The organism is Vreelandella nanhaiensis (genome assembly GCF_003990185.1).
In the GTDB taxonomy this organism is placed as follows: domain Bacteria; phylum Pseudomonadota; class Gammaproteobacteria; order Pseudomonadales; family Halomonadaceae; genus Vreelandella; species Vreelandella nanhaiensis.
Window position 1 is genome coordinate 291,123 of the sequence record NZ_RZHF01000015.1, and the last position, 22,922, is coordinate 314,044.

Sequence of the window (22,922 nt, forward strand, 5' to 3'; positions counted from 1 at the left end):
TGCTAGTTTCCCCATCAACTGTTGGGCGCACATATCTTATTCTTTTAACTATTGATGGTAGGTTGTTATATGTTTAAACGTGTTCAACGGCTTTGGAAACTACTCACCAAGGAGCAGCGTAAAAAACTTCTCAGGCTGCAAGTACTTGTGGTGCTAATGGCCTTTGCTGAAGTAGCGGGCGTAGCCGCGATTGGCCCCTTCATGGCGGTGGTGGGCGATATCAGCCGCCTGGAGGGTGATGGCACGCTCGGGCAGCTCTATCAGGCCAGTGGCATGGAAACTCCTCGTCAGTTTATTTTTTGGTTGGGGGTTGCGGTAATTATAGCCTTGACGGGTGCCGCTGCAGTCTCTGTTTTCGTTACTTGGCGGCTGTCACTCTATGCACAGCAAATCGGCGCGGAGCTATCCATCCGCCTTTTCCAGCACTATATGCAGCAGCCTTGGCTTTTCCATGCTAGTGGCAGCAGCAGCCAGCTGATCAATAAAGTTTCTCAAGAAGCTTCGCGGGTTACCGGCAGTGTCATCCAACCATTAATGAGGATGAATGCAAAGGGAACTCTAGCGCTGGTGATGACGGCAGCGATCTTTATATTCAACCCAGTGGTGGCGATAGCCGGTGTGATACTTTTCGGTATAGCGTATTGGGGGCTTTTCCATACGGTACGCAAGCGGCTGGCACGTAACGGCAAGACTATTTCCACCACTAGCAGAGTTCGCTTCAAGTTGATGAATGAAGGTTTTGGCGGCATCAAGGACACGCTATTACTTGGCCGTCAGGCTGATTTCAATCAGCGCTTTGAAGCGACCAGCCGAAAATTTGCTAGAGCGAAAGGCGTTACAATCGCACTATCTCAAGTGCCGCGTTACGGAATGGAGCTTCTGGCCTTTGGGGCAGTGATCTTTCTGGTACTGTATCTGTTAGCAGCCTACGAGGGCAACTTAGGCGATATTCTGCCGATTTTATCCATGTACGCTCTGGCAGGTTTTAAATTACTGCCAGCCTTCCAGCAGATCTACGCCGGCCTGGCAACTATTAAAGGCAACATCGCATCCTTCGATATGTTAGAGGCGGATCTGGCGGCTAGTAAGCACAATACAGAGATCCAGCATGCCCACAAGGCAGGCAAGCTCACGCCACAGCAGAACATCACATTGGATGGCATCCATTTCTGCTACCCCGGCACAGAGAAGAAAGCACTGAGCGGCTTGACGCTAGAAATACCAGTAAATCATGTAATCGGATTAGTGGGGTCCAGCGGTTCAGGGAAATCCACTACCATTGATATCCTACTGGGTTTAATTACGCCACAAAGCGGTGCGTTGAAGGTAGATGGCGAGCCGCTCAGTGGTCAGGCGCTGCGGGCGTGGCAGAATAACGTTGGCTTTGTATCGCAGAGTATCTTTCTGTCAGATGCGAGCATCCGGGAAAATATTGCTTTCGGCTTGCCACCGGAAGAGATCGACGATGAACGCGTGAAAAAAGCCGCCAAGATGGCCCTTTTGGATGAATTTCTGGAGAGGTTGCCGGATGGATTGGAAACAGGCGTGGGCGAGCGCGGTATTCAGCTCTCGGGCGGTCAGCGTCAGCGCATAGGCATAGCCCGAGCGTTGTATGATGATGCAGATGTGCTGGTGCTCGATGAAGCGACGAGTTCGTTGGACGGTATTACCGAAAAACTAGTAATGGATGCCATTCATAATTTCGCCGGAAAGAAGACCATCATCATGATTGCGCATCGTCTGGCAACGGTAAAACAGTGTGATAGTATTTATCTGATGGCCGATGGCAAAGTGATAGACCAGGGCAGCCATGACGAGTTAGCGGAACGTAACGACATGTTCAGGCGAATGGCTGAGCATGCATGAAGCGAGAAAAATTATGGTATTAACCACATAAAATATCTAACTTTCAGCACTGAGTGCGGGCTCTTAATAAATTGAGCCCCGCTTAAATCATTAATAATCTTAAGTCATTTCAATAATAAAACAGGCCGTGAATAGTGTTACTATATCCCGCTTAATTATTAATTTATCGACATGGCTTAAAACAGTAAGACATACGTGGCTTCTTTCGCACCATTAACCATTATATTACAAAAAAATTAATAGACCAGGTGGTTAGCTTGACACTTTGAAGCTTTTCACATTACATTTGTATTAAAATGTAAGGGAAAGTAACAATGGAAAAGATACTTCGTGTTGGTAATGCTTATCAAAAAAAAATTCTTGCTAGGTTAGGCTATAAACTAACCCGTCTAAAAGAGAGTAAAACAGCAGAAAATAAAGTTTATACCGATCCCTTGGATTCCTTGGTATTACGTCAGCTGGGATTAAAGTCATCTTTCAAATGCCCGATTGAGCTGTGCCGCCAAGAAACAGGTTTTGGCTTTGGTACTAATCAATGGCATCCTTTTGTTGCTGCGTTAAAAGAATATGCCAAAAGTGGCGTGAATAAATACGAAGGCTCTATACTTCAGAAGTTTTATCAAAACTGGAATCCTCAAAGTGCTGCTGAAGTACTGGCAGGATTTAACCAAGCGCCAGAATCGTTCGGGAATTTTCCTACCTATGGCCATTATTTAATGCCTTGGAGAGTGGATTCATCATTAGAACGTATGCGAAAAGATGTTGATCAATGGAGTGCAAGAGATTATCAGGAGCATGAGCATCAGCAGCTCAATATGAAAGACGATGGATATAAAAATTACGGCCCAGTGTCAAGAAGGCTAGGTGAATTCGAATATAACCGATTGGTAAATATTTATGAGAAAATAAAAAGAGAAGGTTATCAGAGGGATCATGGCGATGTCGGCGTCATGATGATTAAGGACAATAGCGATTATATATTCATGCTTAGAGGAGGCGGAGTACATCGGACAGCCGCATTGGCGGCTCTAGGATATACGACAATTCCAGCAACATTTATAGTTCAGGATTATTTTATAGATACTAAATATGTTAATCATTGGCCCCAGGTAAAATCAGGATTATGGCAAAGCGATGAAGCAATAGCTTATATAAAATATTTATTTAACTTTGATAGTTGTAGCTGGGCCAAGCGTAATGCATGTTGGCTGCAATAGCACAGCAGTTAAAGGTTGGGATTATTAGATAAATGTAGTCTAAAATATCTATAATATATAGATAAAGCAACATAGTTAGCTTGTGATATTTGCTTTTATTTTTTGTAATCGAAATTTTTCGATAATTGAGAACAATATGGAAGTAGCACCTTTAGTTTCAATCTATATACCAACTTACAATAGGCTTTCCCTTCTCGAAAGAGCGGTCAATAGTGCTTTAAAACAAGATTATAAAAATATTGAAGTTATTGTGGTAGATGACGGTTCGAAAGATGGCACTTTAGATTACATACATCAGTTGTCGCGAGAGGACAATCGCGTAAGGTTAGTGGAAAAAAAAGCCAAGAGAGGAGCCCCTGCAAGCCGTAATCAAGCAATTAGATATGCTAAAGGGCATTTTATTACTGGGCTAGATGATGATGACTATTTTCTAGAAAACAGAATTTCTACCTTTGTATCGGAATGGCAGGAAAACGATGTTGCATTATTCTCCGATGTTATCCTTAAGCTGAAAAAAGGAGAAAGAAAGGTCGTTAGAAAAGATAACGTTAGTTACCAAGATTTACTTCTTTATAATTATGTAGGAAATCAAATTTTTACAACCAAAGAAATACTACAAAAAAGCTTATTCGATGAACAATTGCCGATGTGGCAAGACCTTGACTGTTGGCTAAGCATCTTGCGCCACGGCGGCTCTATGCGATGCGTGCATGAAGCGTCATATGTGTTTGATAATTCACATGAGCATGAGCGCATTAGCGACAAACTATTCAGCGAGGCGCTAGTGGCTTGGGAAATAATAAGTAAAAAAAATTACTTTTCAAATGAAGAGAACCTTTTATTGAAAAGCCACTGTTATAAGTACAAAGCAGACAAATTGAGTTTAAATTATTTCCTGGAAACGTACTTTTCGAATGTTCCAGAAAGTTTTAAAAGAAAATTACCTAGTTTAATGCTTTCGCATACACGGAGTTGGGTAGGTAGAGCTAAAAGAAAATATTTCAAAAAATAGCCAGTGCTGGAATATGCGTTATAAGAATTTACGTAGTTTCGACAATAATCGTACCATAGTAGCTAGAATAGTTAATGCCGAGCGGATTCTAGATAGCCTCATTAGGTATTTTCTCGTTCAAAGATGTTTACAATGAGCTTCTAGCGTCCATTCGCGCCACCTCTCTAACTAAAACCATAGTGAAGTTTGCTTTCGCCTGCTTCAGATAAATGCAGGCTTGAGAGTAACTGCATCGTTGGTCCAAAACTGAACGGATAGTGTTCTGCTTCAGTTTGTATCAAAAAAACTGTTTTATCATAGATATCTTTTTATGGTGCCGATATTACCACCTACATTGGTGTATTAGCATCATTGGGCGCTATATCTAAAATTATATAAAAGGATTTTTTTATGAAAACGAGCTTCCAGCAAAGCGAAAGAATGGTTGTTAAAAATGAGAAGAGCCCAAGAGAGGCTTCTGTAAAAACCAAACTGCTAGTAAATGCTGGAGTTGTTTTTGGGAAAGCAGTTTCTTTAGGGCTACTTCCAAATTGGTTTGCATATCGTGGAATGCAAAAAGAAACCATAAAGGATTACTTTGATAGAAATAAAAATGAGAAAAATGTTGGTAGTTGTCAGATAGTTCATGAAAAGGAAAAAGCCTACAATCCTCTGCCCTGTAATATTGAATCAAGAGAAGATTTACCTGCAGAAAAAGGGTGGTGGGGCTACTCCTTTTATGACGTACCTCACCGCTATAGTGGCGAAACCAAGATAGCCACATTACCAAATTGTTTGGTAACTTGGTTTAACAATCCTGATAAAGGGAACGACTACTACCCCGCCATCTTAACGGGTGATCGACGCGCCTTAATAATGCGCGAAGTAGCCTATAAGCAACAACATGCACAAGTATTAAGAAAGGCGCCAGAACCTTTACAACTTGAAGAGGCAATTTGGGTCACTGAACGAGTCTACCATAACCACTCTCATTGGCTAACAGCTCATTTACCAAAATTGCTATGGCTACATAACCAGAACTTGCTTCATAAGGTAATTTTACCACCGAATCGCACTGCGACCATGAACGACTCGCTTCGCATGCTTGGCTTAGATCCAGATGATTTTCTAACATATGATGAAAATAAACCGCTATTCGTAAAGCAGCTCACCGTCATGGATACCGATAGGTTCCGCCCTGAACTTCTAAGGTTAGTGCCTTCCGCTTATGGTGTATACGAAGCAGATGCTCCCAATAGACGAATATTTATTAGCCGCGCTAAAGCATCCAGACGTAAATTGGTCAATGAAGAAGAAATTTGGTCTTTGTTGGAACCGCATGGCTTTGAACGGGTTTTTATGGAAGAGTTAACATTTCAGGAACAGGTTAAATTGATGCAAGAAACATCTGTTTTAATGGCTCCGCATGGGGCCGGGTTGACAAACATGATGTTTTGTCCTCCAGGAGCCCAGATAGTAGAGATAGCAGATCTTAGTTTTCCAAATCCTAATTTTTATGCTTTGGCATCTGCGATGAAACATCAATATTGGATCATAAATGCCCAATCAGAAGGGAATGAGCATCCATTGGAAAAAGATATGTCTGTCAATCCGGTAGCTATAAAAGAAATGCTCACCTCTTTGATTTGAATAAGCAAGAGATGAAAGTTTTAATAATCAAGGATGAATACTATGAGCGCTATTTCGATAATTATTCCCACCCACAACGCGGAAGAATATCTAGCGGAAACTGTTAACTCGCTGTTAAACCAGAGCCTACCTCCTCTCGAAATTATTATTATTGATGATAATTCTAATGACGGCAGCTTAGCCATAGCCTGCCAGTTATCAGGTGAATATCCAGCTCTAATAAGTGTGTATTCGAGGAAATTCAAGAGTGCACCTAAATCACGTAATTTAGGTGCAGCTATTAGCACGGGTGAAGCCCTGATGTTCGTGGATGCCGATGATGTCCTTGGACCGAACACACTGGAAGCATTATCAGAAGCCCTTAATACAAAACAGGCAGGTGTCGCTGCTTGTCCTTGGCTTCGGCTCGAAAAGGTTGGTGAGAATTGGCTTGCAAGGCCTGCATCGTGTGCGCAGCGTCGGCCAGGTCAAGATGCGCTTAGTGCCTGGTTAACTGGATGGTATTATCCGACGAGTTCTATTCTTTGGACCAGAGAGGCTTTCAATAAGACAGGGGGATGGGATGAAGAAGCCACAATAAATCAAGATGGCGATCTTATGATGCGTGCTATCGCCCAAGGTATTCCTTTTATAGAAGCTAGTAAAGGTGTAGCGTATTATCGAAAACTTCCATCTGGCCAAGAGTCTGTGAGTGGAAAAGGTAAGACGTTAAAAGGATTAAAAGGGCGAATACACGTCCTTGATAAAATTGCTCGCATCCTTAAAGAGCAAGATATTCAAAAAAATTATAAAGACTCATTAAGCCGAGCGTATCGCGGAATAGCCGAAGATGCAAAAATGGTTGATAAAAATATTTACCGCGATACTAAGTTAAAGCAAAAGAAATACCAGCCTATTTTCCTTGCGTCAATTTTTGTTAAAGGCACTAGATGGTTGTCGCGTTATTCAACAGGTATAAGAGGGTCTAAGCCGACACCTGAAGAATTTCAAGAAAAAGTTGATTGGCTAAATGATATGGTAATTAAAGAAAGTGCAAGTTTGCCAGCAATGTCTAAAGTAAAAGATGTTAAGTTACCCATGGTAAGTGTGATTATTCCTGTTTATAACAGAGCACATTTGCTACATCGTTCATTAGATAGTGTTGTATCACAAACTTTCAAAAATATTGAAATACTCATTATAGATGATTGCTCTCGAGATGACCCATATTCAGTAACTAAAGAATACAACGATTCTCGAATTAAATATATTAGGCAGAAGGAAAACCAAGGGGTCGCAGCGGCACGTAACCGGGGCTTACGCGAGGCTAAAGGAGAGTTTGTTGCTTTTTTGGATGATGATGATGAATGGTTTCCCGAGAAATTATCAAGGCAAGTTGAGTTATTCCTACAATCTCCGCCAGAAGTGGGACTAGTTTATACCGGTGTTGAAACAGTAATGGATGAAGGGCATAGCGAGGTTCAGCTCCCTACTGAAAGAGGAGACGTCTATCGAAAATTGCTCATTAAAAACTGTATTCATGGTGGTTCGTCTACGATGATGCGTCGTAACATTATCACCAACGTTGGTTTTTTTGATGAGAATTTAGTGGCGATTGAAGACTACGAGTACTGGTTGCGTATTTCCAGATACTATTACTTCGATTTTATTGAAGAACCTCTTGTGCGATATCACGATATTAGAGCTATCTCAACAAATACCGATGTTCGGCGATCACGAAATTTTCAGGCTAACCTTGACGCACGAGATCAGTTTTATGTGAAACACCAAGCGCAGATGAAAAAAGAAGGCGTAGCTCACTTGTTTCTCGTTCAAAGCGCTAACCGCCACATGGCTCCTCATTGGAATGACATGAAGTCAGCACGCCGACTCGCGTTAAAGGCCTTTTTCTATGCTCCCACTTCGAAAAGTACTATTGTTGCGTTAGCGGCAACGTTATTTTCTCTTAAATTCGTAAATAAGGTTAAAACGGTAATTTACGGAAATAGTAGAGCCAAAAAAGAGAGTATTGGTACATGAAAAGTCGTTATACACATTGATATAAACTAGTCGTTAGTTAAATGGGTATAATTATCTGATAATTTCTTATATCTTTATTCTTATCAATAGCTTGAAGAGTGAAGCAAATAAGAAATTAAATTGTTACTAACTTATATAATTAAAAGTGATTAAAATGCGTGTATGCGTAATGCCTAGTATGTTTCCAATGACTTCTCAAACCTTTGTCATGCAGCATGTGACAGGTCTACTGGATAGCGATATTGATGTAAGTGTTCTTGCACATCGGGGAATGGATGCTGCTTGGGAAAGTCTTGGTTCTTACCAGAAAGCGCTAAAATCACGAGTATGGTACTATCAGGTTCCTTCAAAGAAAATAGGTCGCTTCAAAGGAGCATTGAGCAGGTCTATGCATCACTTGGCTCAAAAAAATCCTAGTTATCTGAGAAGCTGGAACATTTTCCGTTTTGGAAAAAGTTCATTAAACTTGAATCTACCTTATATCTATAATACAGCTTTAGATATTCAACCCGTCGATGTGCTGCACTGCCACTTTGGGCATAACGGTGTGTTTGGCGCTTATTTAAAAAAGCTTGGCTTTGCAAAAAAACTAGTAGTGACTTTTCATGGGCATGATGTTTCTGCCGCTTTGCAGGCAAATACATCTAAAAATATTTACAAGCCTGTTTTTGAAGAAGCCGATTTAATTTTGCCTGTTAGCGAGTTTTGGAAGAATAAGTTACTTGATATGGGCGCCCCTGAATCCCGTGTGTTCGTACATCGAGTTGGTATCGATGTCAATCGCTTCAATTATCGAGAACGTGTTGCAAGCCCCAGGCCATTAAGAATAATTACCACTGCAAGGCTTGTAGAAAAAAAAGGGCTTTCTTATGCTATTCAGGCAGTGGCCCAAGTCAAGAAGAATCATCCAGGAATTAAGTTTCATTACGATATAATTGGCGAAGGCCCTTTATTAGAAGAAATTGAAAACTTGGTCACCTCGCTGGAAGTTACTGATTGTATAAAGCTTCATGGCGCATTACCGCATGGCGAAGTACAAAAATTACTGGCTGATGCAGATGTTTTTATATTACCTAGCATAAAAGCCAAGAATGGTGATCAGGAAGGTATACCTGTCTCGCTTATGGAAGCCATGGCGTCTGGAATGCCCGTCTTGTCGACTTTACATAGCGGCATCCCTGAGTTAGTGGATCATGGAGTGTCAGGTTATCTTGTTCCCGAGCGGGATGTTACTGAATTAGCCAAAAAAATCGTCCATCTCGCACAGCGTCCGGAATCATGGTCAGCACTAGGGCGAGCAGGCCGAGCTAGGGTTGAGCAGGATTATAATAAAGATCATCAAAATACTCATCTTATAAACATGTACCGTAAGCTTCTCTAAAACTGTAAAATTTATTTATCTACGCGGTAGCCAAGAGGGCTCCAAATGCCTCAACTAGGAGGTACGAAGAAAAATGGCTTTATAGGAGTTGATAGCTACTATGGCTGTTTTTCTATCAGAGCTTGTGCTTAATTTAATAGAAGATAGTGAGCAATCGTTAATTCCTAAAATTGCCAGACATATGTTTTATTAATTTAGCGCCATAATTTAGCAGGAAGAAACATGTTTACAGTAATCATACCTGTACATAATAAAAAAGAATACGTAAAAGCTGCTATTGATTCAGTACTAGCTCAAACGTTCGATGAATTCGAGCTGATTCTGATAGACGATTGCTCTACTGATGGTAGTACTGAGTTAATCGAGCCTTACGAGTCAGAAAAGGTGAAAATATTTAGCAGGAATACTCCTGGTCCAGGAGGCTACGCAGCAAGAAACCTAGGGGTCGAGAAAGCTAATTATCAGTGGATAACTTTTCTGGATGCAGATGATATTTGGTATCCCAATCATCTTCAGGCAGCGTATGAGTTAATCAATAGATATCAGCAGGTTAATTTTTTTAGTTTGTCTAGAGATAAAGTTTTTAAAGGTAAGAAAAGCGGTTTTTTCCATTCAAAGGAAGAGTTGCTTGATCACCATATAGCATTAGAAAGATTTTCATATAAAGATATATTTCATACAAACGCCGTTGTTATCAAAAGAGAACTTTTTATTACTGCTGGCGGATTCCCAGCAGGGCAGTGCAAGCGAGGAGGAGATAGTGACCTTTGGCTCAGGCTGTTACTCAACTGCGATTCAATTGTGGTATCGCCTATCGTAACATCATGTTATGCATTAGATAACAGCGGTGTTATTTATGGTAAGGCAAGCGTAGAAAACCAGCATCCTGTGTATAAAACATCTATGCAGTACATGAAAAAACATCCAAAGGGAAGCATGAATATTGCTTTGAAAAAACTTTCAAATAGAAAGAATATTTCGTGGCTGGTAGCAAGAAAACGCAGTGGTATCTTTACTCTCTCTGATTTAAAAGTTATTTATTTTGGGTGTCTTGATAAGGAGGGAGTCAAAAAAATAATAAAACTAATTACTCCTTTTCATTTTGAAAAAATTAGTACTTCTTTAAGGAAAATCGCCCCATGAAGATTGTTTTTGTTTGCTCATCATTTGGTGGAGGCGGTGCTGAAAAAGTTGCTGTCAAGCTGTCGAGTGCTCTTGCTGATATAGGACATGATGTTAGTTATATTTATTGGAAAACAAAGGAAGGGCAGGAGTATAAGTTAGATGCTAACGTCAAGCTTAAGAAGATTTCGACTGCTAATCCTCTGGCGCGCGCATGGGCTATTAGCAAATTAATTAAGTCGGAGCGCCCTGACGTTGTTCTGTCATTTACTGATATTCCTAATATAATTACATATTTTGCATGTTTGTTAGCTCGGCCTTATAAATGCTTACGCGTACCTAATGTTAGAATAGATGTAAGAGAAAAGTATCGTAACTTGGATAAGACGCCTCAGATAAGATTACTTTCCTACTTACATGGCTTATCGTGTAAAAGTGCACCTATGGTACTGGTGAATTCGAAAGATTCTGGTGCATCGTTGTGCGATTATTATAATCTCAGTGAAGATAAGGTGCACTGTATTTATAACCCTGTCTTTGACGTACTCCCTCATTCTTTTCCCTGCGTACAGAGCACAGGCTATGGAGAGGAAAAGCGAATAAAGGCAGTTAATATAGGACGACTGACAAAAGCTAAAGACCAGAAGATGCTCATTTGTGCTATTGATCATGCGGTTAATAAGCTAGGGATCGATATTGAGCTGGATATATACGGTGAAGGCGATCTGTACGATGAGCTACAAAAAGAGATCGTTTGTCGAGGTCTTACGGATCGTATCTATCTTAAGTCCTTCGATCCGGATATAGAGAAGAAGATAAAACACTATGATCTTTTTCTTTTTGCGTCTCGCTGGGAGGGGCTGCCTAACGCATTGATCGAAGCGTTAGGAAGCGGTGTGAAGGTGATCTCGACAAATTGCCCTAGTGGCCCTAGAGAAATACTTGATGATGGTCGTTTTGGTAGCCTCGTTGAAATTGGAAACTACCAACAAATGGCAGAGGCTATTGCGCGTTTCTACCCCAACGATAGTCAGGTGATATTCAATAACACAAATGCTGGAAAAATGAGTGATGACCTCAAGAAACACCTTGAGCAATTTACTATTTCATTTGTGACGTCACAATATATCCATTTAGTTTCTAGGAAGATAAATGACTAGTAAAGACGTCAAACATAAGATAAATCTCTTTAGACGGTACCCACACTGGAAAAGCAATAATTGTATTTATATACACGTTCCTAAAGCGGCGGGTACTAGTTTGAATAAAGCTATTTATGGTCGTACATTAGGGCATTATACCGCTAAAGAGATTCAGTCGCTCTTTCCAAAACTCTTTGGAAAAGCTTTTGTATTTTCTTTTGTTAGAAACCCTTGGGATCGTGTTTTATCAGCTTACCGTTTTGCAAAAGTTGGTAAAACTAATAGCATGGGTATGTATCGCCCAGATCAATATCAGATACCACAGTTTGAAAGCTTCGAAAGATTTCTTTTTGAGTGGCTTTATAAACAAAATATAAATAAGCTGGACTTTGTCTTTCAGCCACAAAGTAGGTTTATAGTTGGTGAGCAAGGTCATCTCTTGACAGATTATATTGGTAAGGTGGAAAGCCTGGATACGGACATAAAGTATGTCGAGACCATGTTGAATAAGCCAATTAACGTTGGTCGCGAAAATACCACCTCAGATCGTTCTGATTATCGTAATGACTATGTTAACAAAGACATGGTTGAGTTAGTGAGGTCTCTTTATAGAGATGATATAGAACGCTTTAATTATGATTTTGATAAGAGCTGATCTATGAAAATTCTTCATGTTATCTCCTCTGCGGCAGCCGGTGGTGCTGAAATATATGTCAGAGACTTATCAGCGGAGATGGTCAAGGCAGGGCATAAAGTGTTCATTCTGTTTCTGGATAGAGCAGAAGAGGCAGGACGAGACGGCGGGTTTGAAGCAAAATTTTTAAGAGAAATCGAATCGCAAGGTATTGAGTATGGATTTATAGGCGCTGCTGCTCGCAAAAAGCCATGGCAGGGCATCAGAAGAATAAATGAAGTAGTGTCTGATTTTGCACCAGATATCGTACACTGCCATTTATATTATGCAGCTATCTTCTCTCTTTTTGTGAAAAATACGAAAGTCGTTTATACGCACCACAACATTCGTCTTGGCGCCAAAGCAGTAATTTATAAACTTATGGACATGAAAGTGTCCAGATACATAGGTATTTGTCTAGCTTGTAAAGAACTCCTTGAAAGCGTTTCTCGGAAAAAGGTAGTAAGAATTGACAATGGTGTGACTCCAACACGCATACAAAAAAGGCTAAGAGGCAGCAACGAAAAAAGTGGGGACGTAGTGAAGTTAATAAGCGTCGGACGATTATCTGCCCAAAAGAATCTCGAGCTGCTTATATCGTCGCTTGCCAAGCTGGATGACGTCCGTTTTCAATTGAAAATAGCGGGTGAAGGCCCCTTGCGTGAGCGTTTAGAGCAGCTTGCACACGATAAAGGCGTATCAGCCCATATTGAGTTCCTGGGTAACGTTAGCAATGTCGACGAGCTACTTTATGAAGCCGATGTTTTTGTCATGTCGTCCGCCTGGGAGGGGTTGCCCATTGCGCAGATCGAGGCCACCCTGAGTGGGCTTCCTGTGATAGTAACCAATGTTGGTGGTTGCGCTGAAATTGTGCACAAAGCATGTAATGGCATCGTTGTCGATGAGCTGGATGAAGCGTCTTATGTCCAAGCGTTAGAGAAAATGCTAACGAACAATAGCTTGCACCATCTGTTTTCTCAAAATGCACTTGCCTACTCAAATGACTATTTGATAAAGACTTCTGCTGATAAGCATATTGCTTTATACGAAGAAGCTCTGATGGCCTAATTATTGGCTTTTTAAATGAGATCTCTATGATATCGGCACTGTTTGTTATTGTAATGTTTGTACTATCATTCGTTTTTTGTTTGATAGTATCCATGAAGCACCGTTGGCTATTATGGCCGATCATGTTTGGCTTCGCTTTTCGATTACTGTTGATGTTTCTGGATTATTACGGAATATTCGCCCCACCAGGTGCTACGGGCGATGCCATCGTATTTACAAGAAGAGCCTATGAGTGGTCGCTACTTGAATGGGACAGATTATTCGATACCTTTAATTATAGCGCTTCTTATGTATACAGCACTATTGGCGCTGTTTTTTTCAAGGCGTTTGGTTATAACCATTTCGTTTTACCCGTATTGAATTTTTTAGCAGGCCTGATTGGTATCTTTCTCACTGGTATAATGGCTTACCGTTTATGGGGGAGAAGGCCTGCTGTCATCAGCGCTTACATAATGGCTCTTTTTCCTTTTGCCGCGTTTAACTCTGTAATTGCGCTACGCGAAGAATTTTCAATCGTTGTTTTTCTGCTTGGTGTTTATTTCTTCTTAAACTGGGTATCCGGCAGGGGGACCATCTGGATTTTTGCTGCGTTTTCCATGTTTGCTGTAGCACTTATGATTCACCCGGGCTGGATTGGTGCAATGGTTGGAATCGCCTTATACCTGGGCTATTTTTCTTGGAAGACGCTGGTTTCTTCTATCAAGGGCGGGGCAACGACACGCCAAGTGGCAAGTAAGTTTTTATCAGCTATTGCGCTTTTTTCTGTATCCATTCTTATTGTTGTTGGTAGTGGCGGTATAAGCCTCGCCAAAGGGATTACTATTGGTGGTGATAATAAGGAGGAAGGGGTAGAAGAGCTAATTGAATCCCGTTTTGAGAGTGAGGGTCGGGGCGGTTCGGCTTATCCGGGATTCGTTGCAAAGGGCAACCCTTATACACAACCGTGGTTAATTCCCATGCGAGTCGTGTACTTTACCTTTTCGCCATTTCCTTGGGATTTGCGCAGTCCTCGACAAATTCTTGGGATACTAGCATCTGCTATGTATCTCTTTCTAGCTTGGCGGATCTATAAAGGCTGGCATCAAATTAGGCGCAAAGAGGAGTGCCTTGCGTTGATGTTTATGGCAGGTGCTTTGATCTTCGTTTTCGCCATTGGGGTAACTAATTTTGGCACAGCAATCAGGCATCGAACGAAATTCTTGGCAATCTGTACGCTGCTTGCCGCTTCATCTTTCAATCAATTGACAGTCCGACTGAAAAGGCATTGATTCGTGGATCTATTAATCATCGCAGGGAATGCACGATCTCTGATAGCCAATCGAGGAGACCTGGTAAAGGATATGCAGGCGAGGGGGTTGGTCGTGGCAGCGGCGGTACCTACTGCAGACTATCTCCCTGAGGTTGAAGAGCTTGGCATTGAGATATTCCCAATCGAGATGGGACGTACCGGTATCAACCCGGTACACGATCTCAAGACGTTATGGTCACTTTACCGTTTGATCCGGAGGCTAAAGCCTAAAGCCACATTCGGTTATACCATCAAGCCCGTGGTGTATGGCAGCCTCGCCGCAAAGGCCGCCGGCGTGCCTCGTATCTACTCAATGATTACTGGGCTTGGCCATGTGTTTACTACTGATAGCTCCAAAAACCGGCGGTTAATGAAGATTGTAACATTGCTCTATCGCGCCGGGCTTGCCTGTAATAATAAAGTTTTTTTTCAAAACCCGGATGACCTCCAAGAGTTTACAGGGCGGGGGATCCTGAGCGATGCAGGCAAGGCCGTGCGAACGTATGGGTCGGGTGTGGATATGCAGCGCTTCGCTGCTACGCCGTTGCCTGAGGATGAAATGACCTTCCTTTTCATTGGGAGGCTGTTGACCGAGAAAGGAGTGGCAGAATTCTGCGAGGCGGCAGCCCAGCTGCATGCCGAACACCCCACGGTGCGTTTTATCGTAGTAGGTCCGCATGATCCGAATTTACCCCACTCATGTGCAGCCAAGGATCTTCAGCGTTGGAAGGAGGAAGGCTGTGTAGAGTTCATTGGTGGCGTATCAGATGTTCGTCCATGGATTGCTCAGTGTTCGGTGTTTGTGTTGCCGTCGTATCGTGAAGGTACGCCACGCTCGGTGCTCGAAGCGATGAGCATGCGACGGCCTATTATTACTAGCGATGCGCCTGGCTGCCGGGAAACAGTGGAAGAGGGCGTTAATGGGTTTTTAGTTACACCGCGCTCTAGCGCGCCGTTACTTGAAGCGATGCGTAAATTTGTCGATCAACCGGATTTGGTGCCGCAGATGGCTGAAGCATCCAGAACCCTGGTCGAGCGTCATTACGATGTCCATAAGGTGAACAAAGTCATTCTTGAGGCTATGGAGTTGACATGAAGAACGGTATTAAACGACTTTTCGATATGGTCACTAGCGGTGTCGGCTTGATCGTATTGTCGCCCTTGCTGTTATTAGTAGCAGTATGGATAAAACTGGATAGCAAGGGGCCGGTTTTTTTTATGCAACAGCGTGCTGGGCGAGAAGAACAACCTTTTCAAATTTTCAAGTTCCGTACTATGCGGCACCGTGCGCCTAGCACTATCGATCAGCATCAAGAACAGGTGGTAAGCGCCGGGCATGATCCACGTATTACACGTGCCGGACGATTCATACGCGCCACAAGCCTCGATGAGCTACCTCAATTGATCAATATTTTCAAAGGAGATATGAGCGTAGTGGGTCCCCGCCCTGTGCTTATGGAGCAGACAGAAGTGATACCGCCAGGTTACAAGAAACGTTTCAGTGTTCGTCCTGGGTTAACTGGGCTTGCCCAGGTAAGAGGGCGGCGTAGCCTTGGCTGGCTGCAGCAATTAGCCTACGACGCTGAATATGTTGATAAGCAAAGTCTGGTATTTGATTTCAAAATTTTGCTGTTGACGGTAAAGGTCGTGTTAACAGGCAGCGGAATTTACGGGGAAGCGGGTTTGAACTGGCGTACCTACCGCGACCGCCTGAATGGCCAGTCTCCACGTGATAGTGATGTCGAGGAGGCAATGCGATGAGCCCGCTCAACTTTATGATGATTACCGCTAGCCCTGATGTAGCATCGTTCATTGAACGGCATGGTGTGGGCCGGATATTTATGGATCAAGAGGTGCTGGGTAAGGCTGAACGTCAAGGACACCTGGATACTCATAAAGCGGCGCACTCACTGAAGGAGATAGCTTCCGTCGCCAGCGTACTAAAGCACGCCGAGTTGATGGTGCGGCTTAACCCCCTCCATACGTCGACCCAGCAGGAGGTGGATGCAGCAATTGCACATGGTGCTCAACGCTTGATGCTGCCGATGTTTTCCTCGCGTGCCGAAGTAGGACAATTTTTGGACATGGTTAATAGTCGTGTCCCGGTTACTTTTCTCGCGGAGACAGCCGCCGCGTTGGTGCGGCTGCCCGATTGGCTGGATTTGCTTACGCCGGGAAGCGACGAAGTGCACATCGGACTGAACGATCTTGCTTTGAGCATGGATTTGGATTTCCTTTTCGAACCCATGGCGGCGCGATTATTGGATCCCTTTGCAGCGCTACTTAACCAGTCTGGTGTGACTTGGGGCGTAGGCGGTATTGCCCGTGTTGGCCAAGGAGAACTGCCTGCCGAAACGGTGCTTGGCGAGCACGTTCGCTTAGGATCTCAGTGGATTATTTTATCGCGAGCCTTTCACTCTGGCGCTGCGACATCGGCTGACCTGCTCGAAACTCTCGACTTCCCGACCGAGATCGACAAACTGCGCCAAGCTGAAGCACATTGGCGCAGTGTTGATAAAGCATCGTTACTGGCCAACCAGCAAGAGCTTGCTGAATGTGCCTACCGTCTGGGCAGCCGGGGTGGGGCATGATGTCATCTGCACCTATTCGGCGTGTGCTCTATCTTCAGAAATCGGAGGTGCTTGTACAGCAGAAAGCGCTGGTTATCGAAGCCTTGCAATCAGTGTTACCAGAAGTGGAGATCCTGTTTGCCGACAGCGTAGAGGCAGTGCCAAGGCATGAGAAGGTCGATGTGGTGATTACCCCGACGTTGCCTTGGTTGCCTGCTGCCCTGGCACAATTATACGACTACCGCTGGATACACTTCTTGTCTGCTGGCGTCGAGAAGATCTGGGAAATGGACTTCGACAAGACGCGGGCAGTGATGACTAAGAGCAGTGGCGTGCACGGCGCCCCGATGAGCGAATACGCTATCGGAGCCATGCTCTATTTCACTAAACAGTTTGGTCACTTTCATAACCAAGCCAAGCAGGCGCTATGGCAACGTAGCTGGCTTGATGAACTCACTGGCAAGCAACTAACGGTGCTCGGTTTGGGGCACATTGGTCAAAGCCTAGCTCAACGCGCCAAAGCCTTCGATATGCAGGTGGTAGGCACTCAGCGCACGCCTCGTGCGATAGCAAACGTCAATCGAGTCGTGGCCCTCAAGAATATAGGGCCAGAATTGGCTCGCACGGATTTTCTGGTGTGCTGCCTACCACTCACCGAAGCGACTAGAGGCTTGGTCGACGATGAGTTCTTGAACCAGCTCAAGCCTGGTGCGGTACTGATCGATATTTCTCGAGGCGGGGTAGTAAAGGGAGATGCAGTGCTCAAGTCGCTAAATACTGGCCTTCTTAAAGGGGCAGCCTTGGATGTGTTCGAGCAACAGCCGTTGCCACCAGAATCCCCTTTGTGGAAGCGCGAGGATATTTTGATCACACCCCACGTATCGGGAACCACACCGCACTATCTAGAGCGGGCGCTGGCAGTATTCGTCGATAATCTGCACGCCTTTCAGCAGGGTAAATCCTTTACGACGGTGGTGAACATAAATGCCGGCTACTGATATGCAGCAACGTAAAATCTTAGTGACGGGGGGGGCGGGATATATTGGTTCGCACACCTCGCTGGCACTTCTCGAAGCAGGTTATGAGGTTGTAGTACTAGACAGCCTCATTAATGCCTCGCAAGAGGCTATACGGCGTGTAGAAGAAATTGCTGGCCGGAACCTATCCTTCATCGAAGGCGATATTCGTGACCGTGCCTGCCTGGACCGGTTATTCAATGAGCACGATATTTATGCGGTGATTCATTTCGCGGGTCTGAAAGCCGTCGGTGAAAGTGTCGAGCAGCCATTGGCTTATTACGCCACCAATGTGGCAGGTACGGTTACGCTATGCCAAGCCATGCAGCAGGCTGGTATCTTTCGCTTAGTGTTCAGCTCATCAGCAACAGTATACGGGCCTGATGCCCCGGTACCTTATCAAGAGAGCATGCCGCGCGGCCGTACCGCTAATCCTTATGGAACTTCTAAATCAATCGTGGAGCAAATCCTCGAGGATTTAGTTCAGAGTGATAAACGTTGGTCTGTAGCACTGCTACGTTACTTCAACCCGATTGGGGCACATCCATCAGGAAGATTGGGTGAAGACCCACAGGGTATCCCGAATAATTTAATGCCCTATATCGCTCAGGTGGCAGTAGGGCGCAGGCCATTATTGACCGTGTTTGGTAGCGATTATGCTACGCAAGACGGTACTTGTGTGAGGGATTATCTCCATGTAATGGACCTTGCGGAGGGGCACGTCAGTGCGCTGGGACGTCTGACCTTGCTGGGTACCCACATTTATAACCTGGGCACCGGGCAGGGACTTTCAGTACTTCAAATGGTGGAGGCTTTCGAGCGTATTAGCGAACGTCCCATCCCTTACCAATTTGCCCCGCGCCGAGAAGGTGACCTAGCCGCTTTCTGGGCGGATTCGAGCAAGGCTGCAACTGAGCTTGGCTGGCAGGCTCGGCGAGGATTAGACGACATGATAGCCGATACTTGGCGCTGGCAACGCCAAAACCCCAACGGGTATCGCACTAATATTAACACTACATCAGAAGAGACATCGTAATGCTGAGCATAGACAACGTACGTTTGGGAATCATTGGCCTGGGGTATGTGGGGCTTCCGCTAGCGGTGGAGTTTGGTAAGGTAATACCGACGATAGGTTTTGATATCAATGCTAAACGTATTGCAGAACTGAACGACGGTATTGATCGTACCTTGGAAGTGGAGCCAGCATTACTGGCTGAATCTACTCAGCTTAGTTTTGCCAGTGACTTAGAAGCGCTTCGTGAGTGCACTGTTTATATTGTTACTGTGCCAACTCCAATTGATGAGAGCCGATGTCCTGATTTGACGCCGTTGATCAAGGCTAGCGAAACGCTAGGCCAAGTGGTGAGCAAGGGCGATGTCGTCATATACGAATCTACCGTTTACCCAGGGGCCACGGAAGAAGATTGTATCCCTGTTATTGAACGTATTTCAGGGTTGGTTTACAACCAAGACTTCTTTGCAGGTTACAGCCCAGAGCGTATCAACCCAGGTGATAAAGAGCACCGAGTAACCACGATTAAGAAAGTTACCTCGGGCTCGACCAAAGAAGCCGCTGAATTTGTAGATGCACTCTATCGCCGTGTCATTACTGCGGGTACCCATCTAGCCAGTAGCATTCGCGTTGCTGAAGCTGCCAAGGTAATTGAAAATACTCAGCGTGATGTAAATATCGCTCTGATCAATGAGCTAGCCGTTATCTTCAATCGTTTGGATATCGATACTGAAGAGGTTTTGGCAGCAGCCGGTACCAAATGGAACTTTTTGCCATTCCGGCCTGGCTTGGTAGGTGGGCACTGCATTGGGGTCGACCCTTATTACCTGACGCATAAAGCCCAGCAAGTTGGCTATCATCCAGAAGTGATTCTTTCAGGGCGGCGTATCAATGATGGTATGGGAGCATATGTTGCCAGTCAGCTCATTAAGCAAATGATTAAAACGCGCATTCATGTAGAGAATGCACGGGTCTTGGTAATGGGGCTAACATTTAAAGAAAATTGTCCCGATCTTCGTAATACGCGAGTAGTGGATATTCTTGCCGAATTGGCTGAGTATAATATTCAAACGGATGTTTATGATCCGCATGTGGATAAGCAAGAAGCTGAGCAGGCCTATGGTATTTCACCTATCGATTTGCCTGAGTCTTCTGCCTACGACGCTATCATACTGGCAGTTGCGCATAATGAGTTTAAAGAACTATCGATAGATGCGATTCGTGGTTGGGGTAAGCCTTTGCATGTACTTTACGACCTGAAATACGTGTTGCCCAAAGGCCAGGCTGATCTAAGGCTTTAAGGTACACTTTCTTACCACCCCCCTTATAAGATAAGTGATTGTATGAGCAGTTGCCCTAGTCATTCACTTAATACCATGCCAATGGGGGCTGCAATACATCTCCTTCAGGATGGCCAATGTCAAGGCGCGCAAAGTCATCCTGAGGAGTTTCGATTGACCTTTGTAAGGCGATCCTTTCATTTTTAGAAGGCTTCAAGAGTAGAGATAAGGCCACAGTGGCCAGTTCCTATTGAAGGGATTCCTGCCAGAGAAAATATTATAAAAATTCGAAAAGCTGGCGTTCAGGATACATATCTATCGTTTCTGCCGCCCGTGGGGTTTGAATGGTCGGGCTTAAGACGTGGCAACGCCACTAAATTGAGCTAAATGAAATCATAATTGGCTAGTAACTTTCGCATCTCTTGTAGTATTGTTATGTAAGGTAATGTAATTGACTTGTTTCATAGTGTAATATTGTTGTGTAGGGTCTGATCTCCTCAAACTTTTGACAAGGTGCCTAGAGAAGGTCAGGTAATAAAAAGCAAAAAAAAGGAACGTAAACATGGCAAAGAACGAAGCACGTAAGGTATATGAGCGTCCTGCGGTAGTAGAAATTGGTTCACTGGCAGAGCTTACTGAGTTTGGTCCAGGTGATCGTCATAACAACCCTGGCCGCAACTTTGGGCGTGGTCATGACAGTCACGGCCGCGGCCTTGGCCTTGGCCATCACAAAGGCTCTTCACACTATCCTGATTCTTAAGTTTATAAGGCCCAGGCTATGGGGGGTAGGGCCGTCCTCCTGTTGCCAAGAGGTTTCGTAGTAAAGCTTATTAAGGCCTGCAGCGTTCTGGAGCTGCAGGTTTTTTATTATGCATTTCGTCAAACTAAAGCAAGCCGTTGAAAGGCGTTTGTTTGAAGACTCAAATATTTTTAACGTGCCTTCTCTAAGCGCTAATAAACACATTCGGTTGGTGTAACGGGCCAATGACAATGTACTTGTCAGGACATAAAGGGAATCATGATGGCTGAGAGACATGCTACCTGTACAGCGGACGATGATCTGTCGGGGCAAATGGAAAAACGAGGCAACCTGCCCGCTACTAACAAACGTTACTATTACCTTACTTATGGGCTCAAAATTTGTTCTACGCTTGAGTTGCCTGAACTTCCTGAAATTGCCCCATGCGAGCATCCAGATGTGTGGGTAACGACCCCAGGTGTCGCTGATCGGTTAGAAGATGGCACCAATCTTAACCACTGGTTAGAAATTGGCGATGACTGTTGTCAGATTAATATTGAAGGTATTGCCCGCTACCGGGTTGAGAAGGGCCAGCGTATTTTATTAGACCGCCGTATGCCTCAGAGAGCTGACTCAGCTGCAGATCCTGGTGATGTACGCCTGTTTCTGCTGGGCAGTGCGCTGGGAGCATTGTTACATCAACGTCATTGGCTACCGCTTCATGTAAGTGCGCTAAAGACTCCCGCTGGTGCCTGGGCGTTTACCGGTCATTCAGGCGCAGGAAAGTCCACGATGAGTGCATGGTTACACCATACTCAGCAGTGGCCATTAATTACCGATGATGTGGCAGTTATCAAACCTGCTGAAGCCGAACCGCTGCTTCACCCTGGCCCGGCCCGCGTCAAACTTTGGCGCGATGCACTAACTGCTCTGGGAATAGAGACAGAAGGACTCGTACGCGATCTGATGCGTAATGAGAAATTTCACTTAATGGTAAACAAGGATGTCCGTTACGATGCCCACCGCTTAAGTGCGTTAGTGCAATTAGAACGTGCTGATGAAGGAGAAGCGGCAAGCTTGGTCAAGTTATCAGGGGTTGAGGCTTTTAAGACCGTTATGGGCGCTATTTATCGGCCTGAACTAGGCAATGAATTTAATACTAATGAGCAACTTATGCGTGAGTGCATTCGTTTGGCGCAGCAGATACGTGTTTATCGCTTTCGGCGTCCATGGTCATTAGAGGATATGGATCAAAACCTAAAGCCATTACTTGATGAAATTCAAGCCCAAGCGGTTGTATCAGAATTAAATTAGGAAAGACTAGGATGAATAGTTCTTCCGAATTAAAAAAACAGGCGTGTTTACGCCTGTTTTTTTATTGATCCATGTTTACTCATATTAATAACATGTTTATCAAGTTTTAATGTAGCAACCTACAATAGTAAATAGTTGGAAACTATGCCCGCCTGAAACAGGTATACGGCCTGCAGTCACCCAAGCGTGTGCTTTAAACTCTTTTGTATCGGGATCTCGGCAAAGCCCGAAGTAGAGCGAATAGGGGATGCGATAGAAGCCCAGTAGCAGACGTGCTGTGATCGCTTGAGGAAAGCAATTGGCAACCCAAGGGCAGTAGCGAGCAGTTAAACGGATTACCCGAGCAATGCGTAACGCTTGTTCCTCTTGGTCACTCGTCAGGATATGCGAGTAGGCACATAAGCCTACAGGTTTGCCAAGATAGGGAGCCAAACGGCGGAAGGTAATAGTAAGAATCAGCAGCCGGCTAATACCTAGTATTAGCCAAACTGGTATAAACCACCGTTGTGTAAAGGCCGGTTTGTGAAGAAAGTTCCTCGCCCTGCCATTAGGTGCTTTTAAAGAATACACTGTA

At 44.3% G+C, this 22,922-nt stretch carries 20 protein-coding genes; 19 read left to right on the top strand and 1 reads right to left on the bottom strand.

Annotated features, from left to right (window positions below; translation table 11 throughout):
- The first annotated feature begins 201 nt into the window (after positions 1-201).
- The 19 genes from ELY38_RS11660 (at position 202) to ELY38_RS11750 (ending at position 22,348) form a co-directional block, all read left to right on the top strand.
- The gene (locus ELY38_RS11660) at positions 202-1,866 is read left to right on the top strand and encodes an ABC transporter ATP-binding protein (RefSeq protein ID WP_246009131.1); all 1,665 of its coding nucleotides are present in this window, start codon (positions 202-204) and stop codon (positions 1,864-1,866) included.
- 314 nt (positions 1,867-2,180) lie between these two features.
- Complete coding sequence (locus tag ELY38_RS11665) at positions 2,181-3,083, top strand: ParB N-terminal domain-containing protein (RefSeq protein ID WP_127062422.1); 903 nt, start codon at positions 2,181-2,183, stop codon at positions 3,081-3,083.
- 136 nt (positions 3,084-3,219) lie between these two features.
- Positions 3,220-4,095 carry a glycosyltransferase family 2 protein gene (locus ELY38_RS11670; RefSeq protein WP_127062424.1) on the top strand — a complete coding sequence of 292 codons (876 nt, stop codon included), beginning with the start codon at positions 3,220-3,222 and terminating at the stop codon, positions 4,093-4,095.
- 390 nt (positions 4,096-4,485) lie between these two features.
- Positions 4,486-5,724 (top strand): glycosyltransferase family 61 protein, encoded by a 1,239-nt coding sequence (locus tag ELY38_RS11675; RefSeq protein ID WP_127062426.1) that lies wholly within the window; start codon positions 4,486-4,488, stop codon positions 5,722-5,724.
- A 42-nt stretch (positions 5,725-5,766) separates the two neighbouring features.
- Complete coding sequence (locus tag ELY38_RS11680) at positions 5,767-7,743, top strand: glycosyltransferase family 2 protein (protein WP_185858967.1); 1,977 nt, start codon at positions 5,767-5,769, stop codon at positions 7,741-7,743.
- A 187-nt stretch (positions 7,744-7,930) separates the two neighbouring features.
- Complete coding sequence (locus ELY38_RS11685; protein WP_185858968.1) at positions 7,931-9,124, top strand: glycosyltransferase; 1,194 nt, start codon at positions 7,931-7,933, stop codon at positions 9,122-9,124.
- A gap of 222 nt (positions 9,125-9,346) precedes the next feature.
- Entirely contained in the window at positions 9,347-10,267 is a 921-nt protein-coding gene (locus ELY38_RS11690; protein ID WP_127062430.1) for a glycosyltransferase family 2 protein, read from the top strand.
- Complete coding sequence (locus ELY38_RS11695; protein ID WP_127062432.1) at positions 10,264-11,406, top strand: glycosyltransferase; 1,143 nt, start codon at positions 10,264-10,266, stop codon at positions 11,404-11,406. The genes ELY38_RS11690 and ELY38_RS11695 overlap by 4 nt, the downstream gene beginning before the upstream one ends.
- Positions 11,399-12,043: a sulfotransferase family 2 domain-containing protein gene (locus tag ELY38_RS11700; RefSeq protein ID WP_127062434.1), complete on the top strand. Its 645-nt coding sequence runs from the start codon at positions 11,399-11,401 to the stop codon at positions 12,041-12,043. Before ELY38_RS11695 ends, ELY38_RS11700 begins: the two co-directional genes overlap by 8 nt.
- Before the next feature lie 3 nt (positions 12,044-12,046).
- Positions 12,047-13,129, top strand: coding sequence for a glycosyltransferase family 4 protein (locus ELY38_RS11705; protein ID WP_127062436.1), 1,083 nt, complete (start codon positions 12,047-12,049; stop codon positions 13,127-13,129).
- A 26-nt stretch (positions 13,130-13,155) separates the two neighbouring features.
- Positions 13,156-14,397, top strand: a complete 1,242-nt coding sequence (locus ELY38_RS11710; protein ID WP_127062437.1) for an ArnT family glycosyltransferase — start codon at positions 13,156-13,158, stop codon at positions 14,395-14,397.
- Positions 14,398-14,400: 3 nt separating this feature from the next.
- On the top strand, positions 14,401-15,513 hold the full coding sequence (locus tag ELY38_RS11715) for a glycosyltransferase family 4 protein (protein ID WP_222845153.1): 1,113 nt from the start codon (positions 14,401-14,403) through the stop codon (positions 15,511-15,513).
- On the top strand, positions 15,510-16,178 hold the full coding sequence (locus tag ELY38_RS11720; protein WP_127062439.1) for a sugar transferase: 669 nt from the start codon (positions 15,510-15,512) through the stop codon (positions 16,176-16,178). The genes ELY38_RS11715 and ELY38_RS11720 overlap by 4 nt, the downstream gene beginning before the upstream one ends.
- Entirely contained in the window at positions 16,175-17,008 is an 834-nt protein-coding gene (locus ELY38_RS11725) for an aldolase/citrate lyase/malate synthase family protein (protein WP_127062441.1), read from the top strand. The genes ELY38_RS11720 and ELY38_RS11725 overlap by 4 nt, the downstream gene beginning before the upstream one ends.
- The gene (locus tag ELY38_RS11730; RefSeq protein WP_127062575.1) at positions 17,008-17,985 is read left to right on the top strand and encodes a D-2-hydroxyacid dehydrogenase; all 978 of its coding nucleotides are present in this window, start codon (positions 17,008-17,010) and stop codon (positions 17,983-17,985) included. The genes ELY38_RS11725 and ELY38_RS11730 overlap by 1 nt, the downstream gene beginning before the upstream one ends.
- A gap of 1 nt (position 17,986) precedes the next feature.
- Positions 17,987-19,039 (top strand): UDP-glucose 4-epimerase GalE, encoded by a 1,053-nt coding sequence (gene galE, locus ELY38_RS11735; protein ID WP_127062443.1) that lies wholly within the window; start codon positions 17,987-17,989, stop codon positions 19,037-19,039.
- Positions 19,039-20,316, top strand: coding sequence for a Vi polysaccharide biosynthesis UDP-N-acetylglucosamine C-6 dehydrogenase TviB (tviB, locus tag ELY38_RS11740; RefSeq protein ID WP_127062445.1), 1,278 nt, complete (start codon positions 19,039-19,041; stop codon positions 20,314-20,316). Before galE ends, tviB begins: the two co-directional genes overlap by 1 nt.
- Before the next feature lie 541 nt (positions 20,317-20,857).
- On the top strand, positions 20,858-21,055 hold the full coding sequence (locus ELY38_RS11745) for a lasso RiPP family leader peptide-containing protein (RefSeq protein WP_127062446.1): 198 nt from the start codon (positions 20,858-20,860) through the stop codon (positions 21,053-21,055).
- 312 nt (positions 21,056-21,367) lie between these two features.
- A complete protein-coding gene (locus ELY38_RS11750; protein ID WP_127062448.1) occupies positions 21,368-22,348 on the top strand; it encodes a hypothetical protein in 981 nt (326 codons plus the stop codon).
- 99 nt (positions 22,349-22,447) lie between these two features.
- On the opposite strand, the gene ELY38_RS19700 is transcribed toward ELY38_RS11750, so the two are convergent.
- Positions 22,448-22,918: a lasso peptide biosynthesis B2 protein gene (locus ELY38_RS19700; protein ID WP_127062450.1), complete on the bottom strand. Its 471-nt coding sequence runs from the start codon at positions 22,916-22,918 to the stop codon at positions 22,448-22,450.
- Positions 22,919-22,922 lie beyond the last annotated feature (4 nt).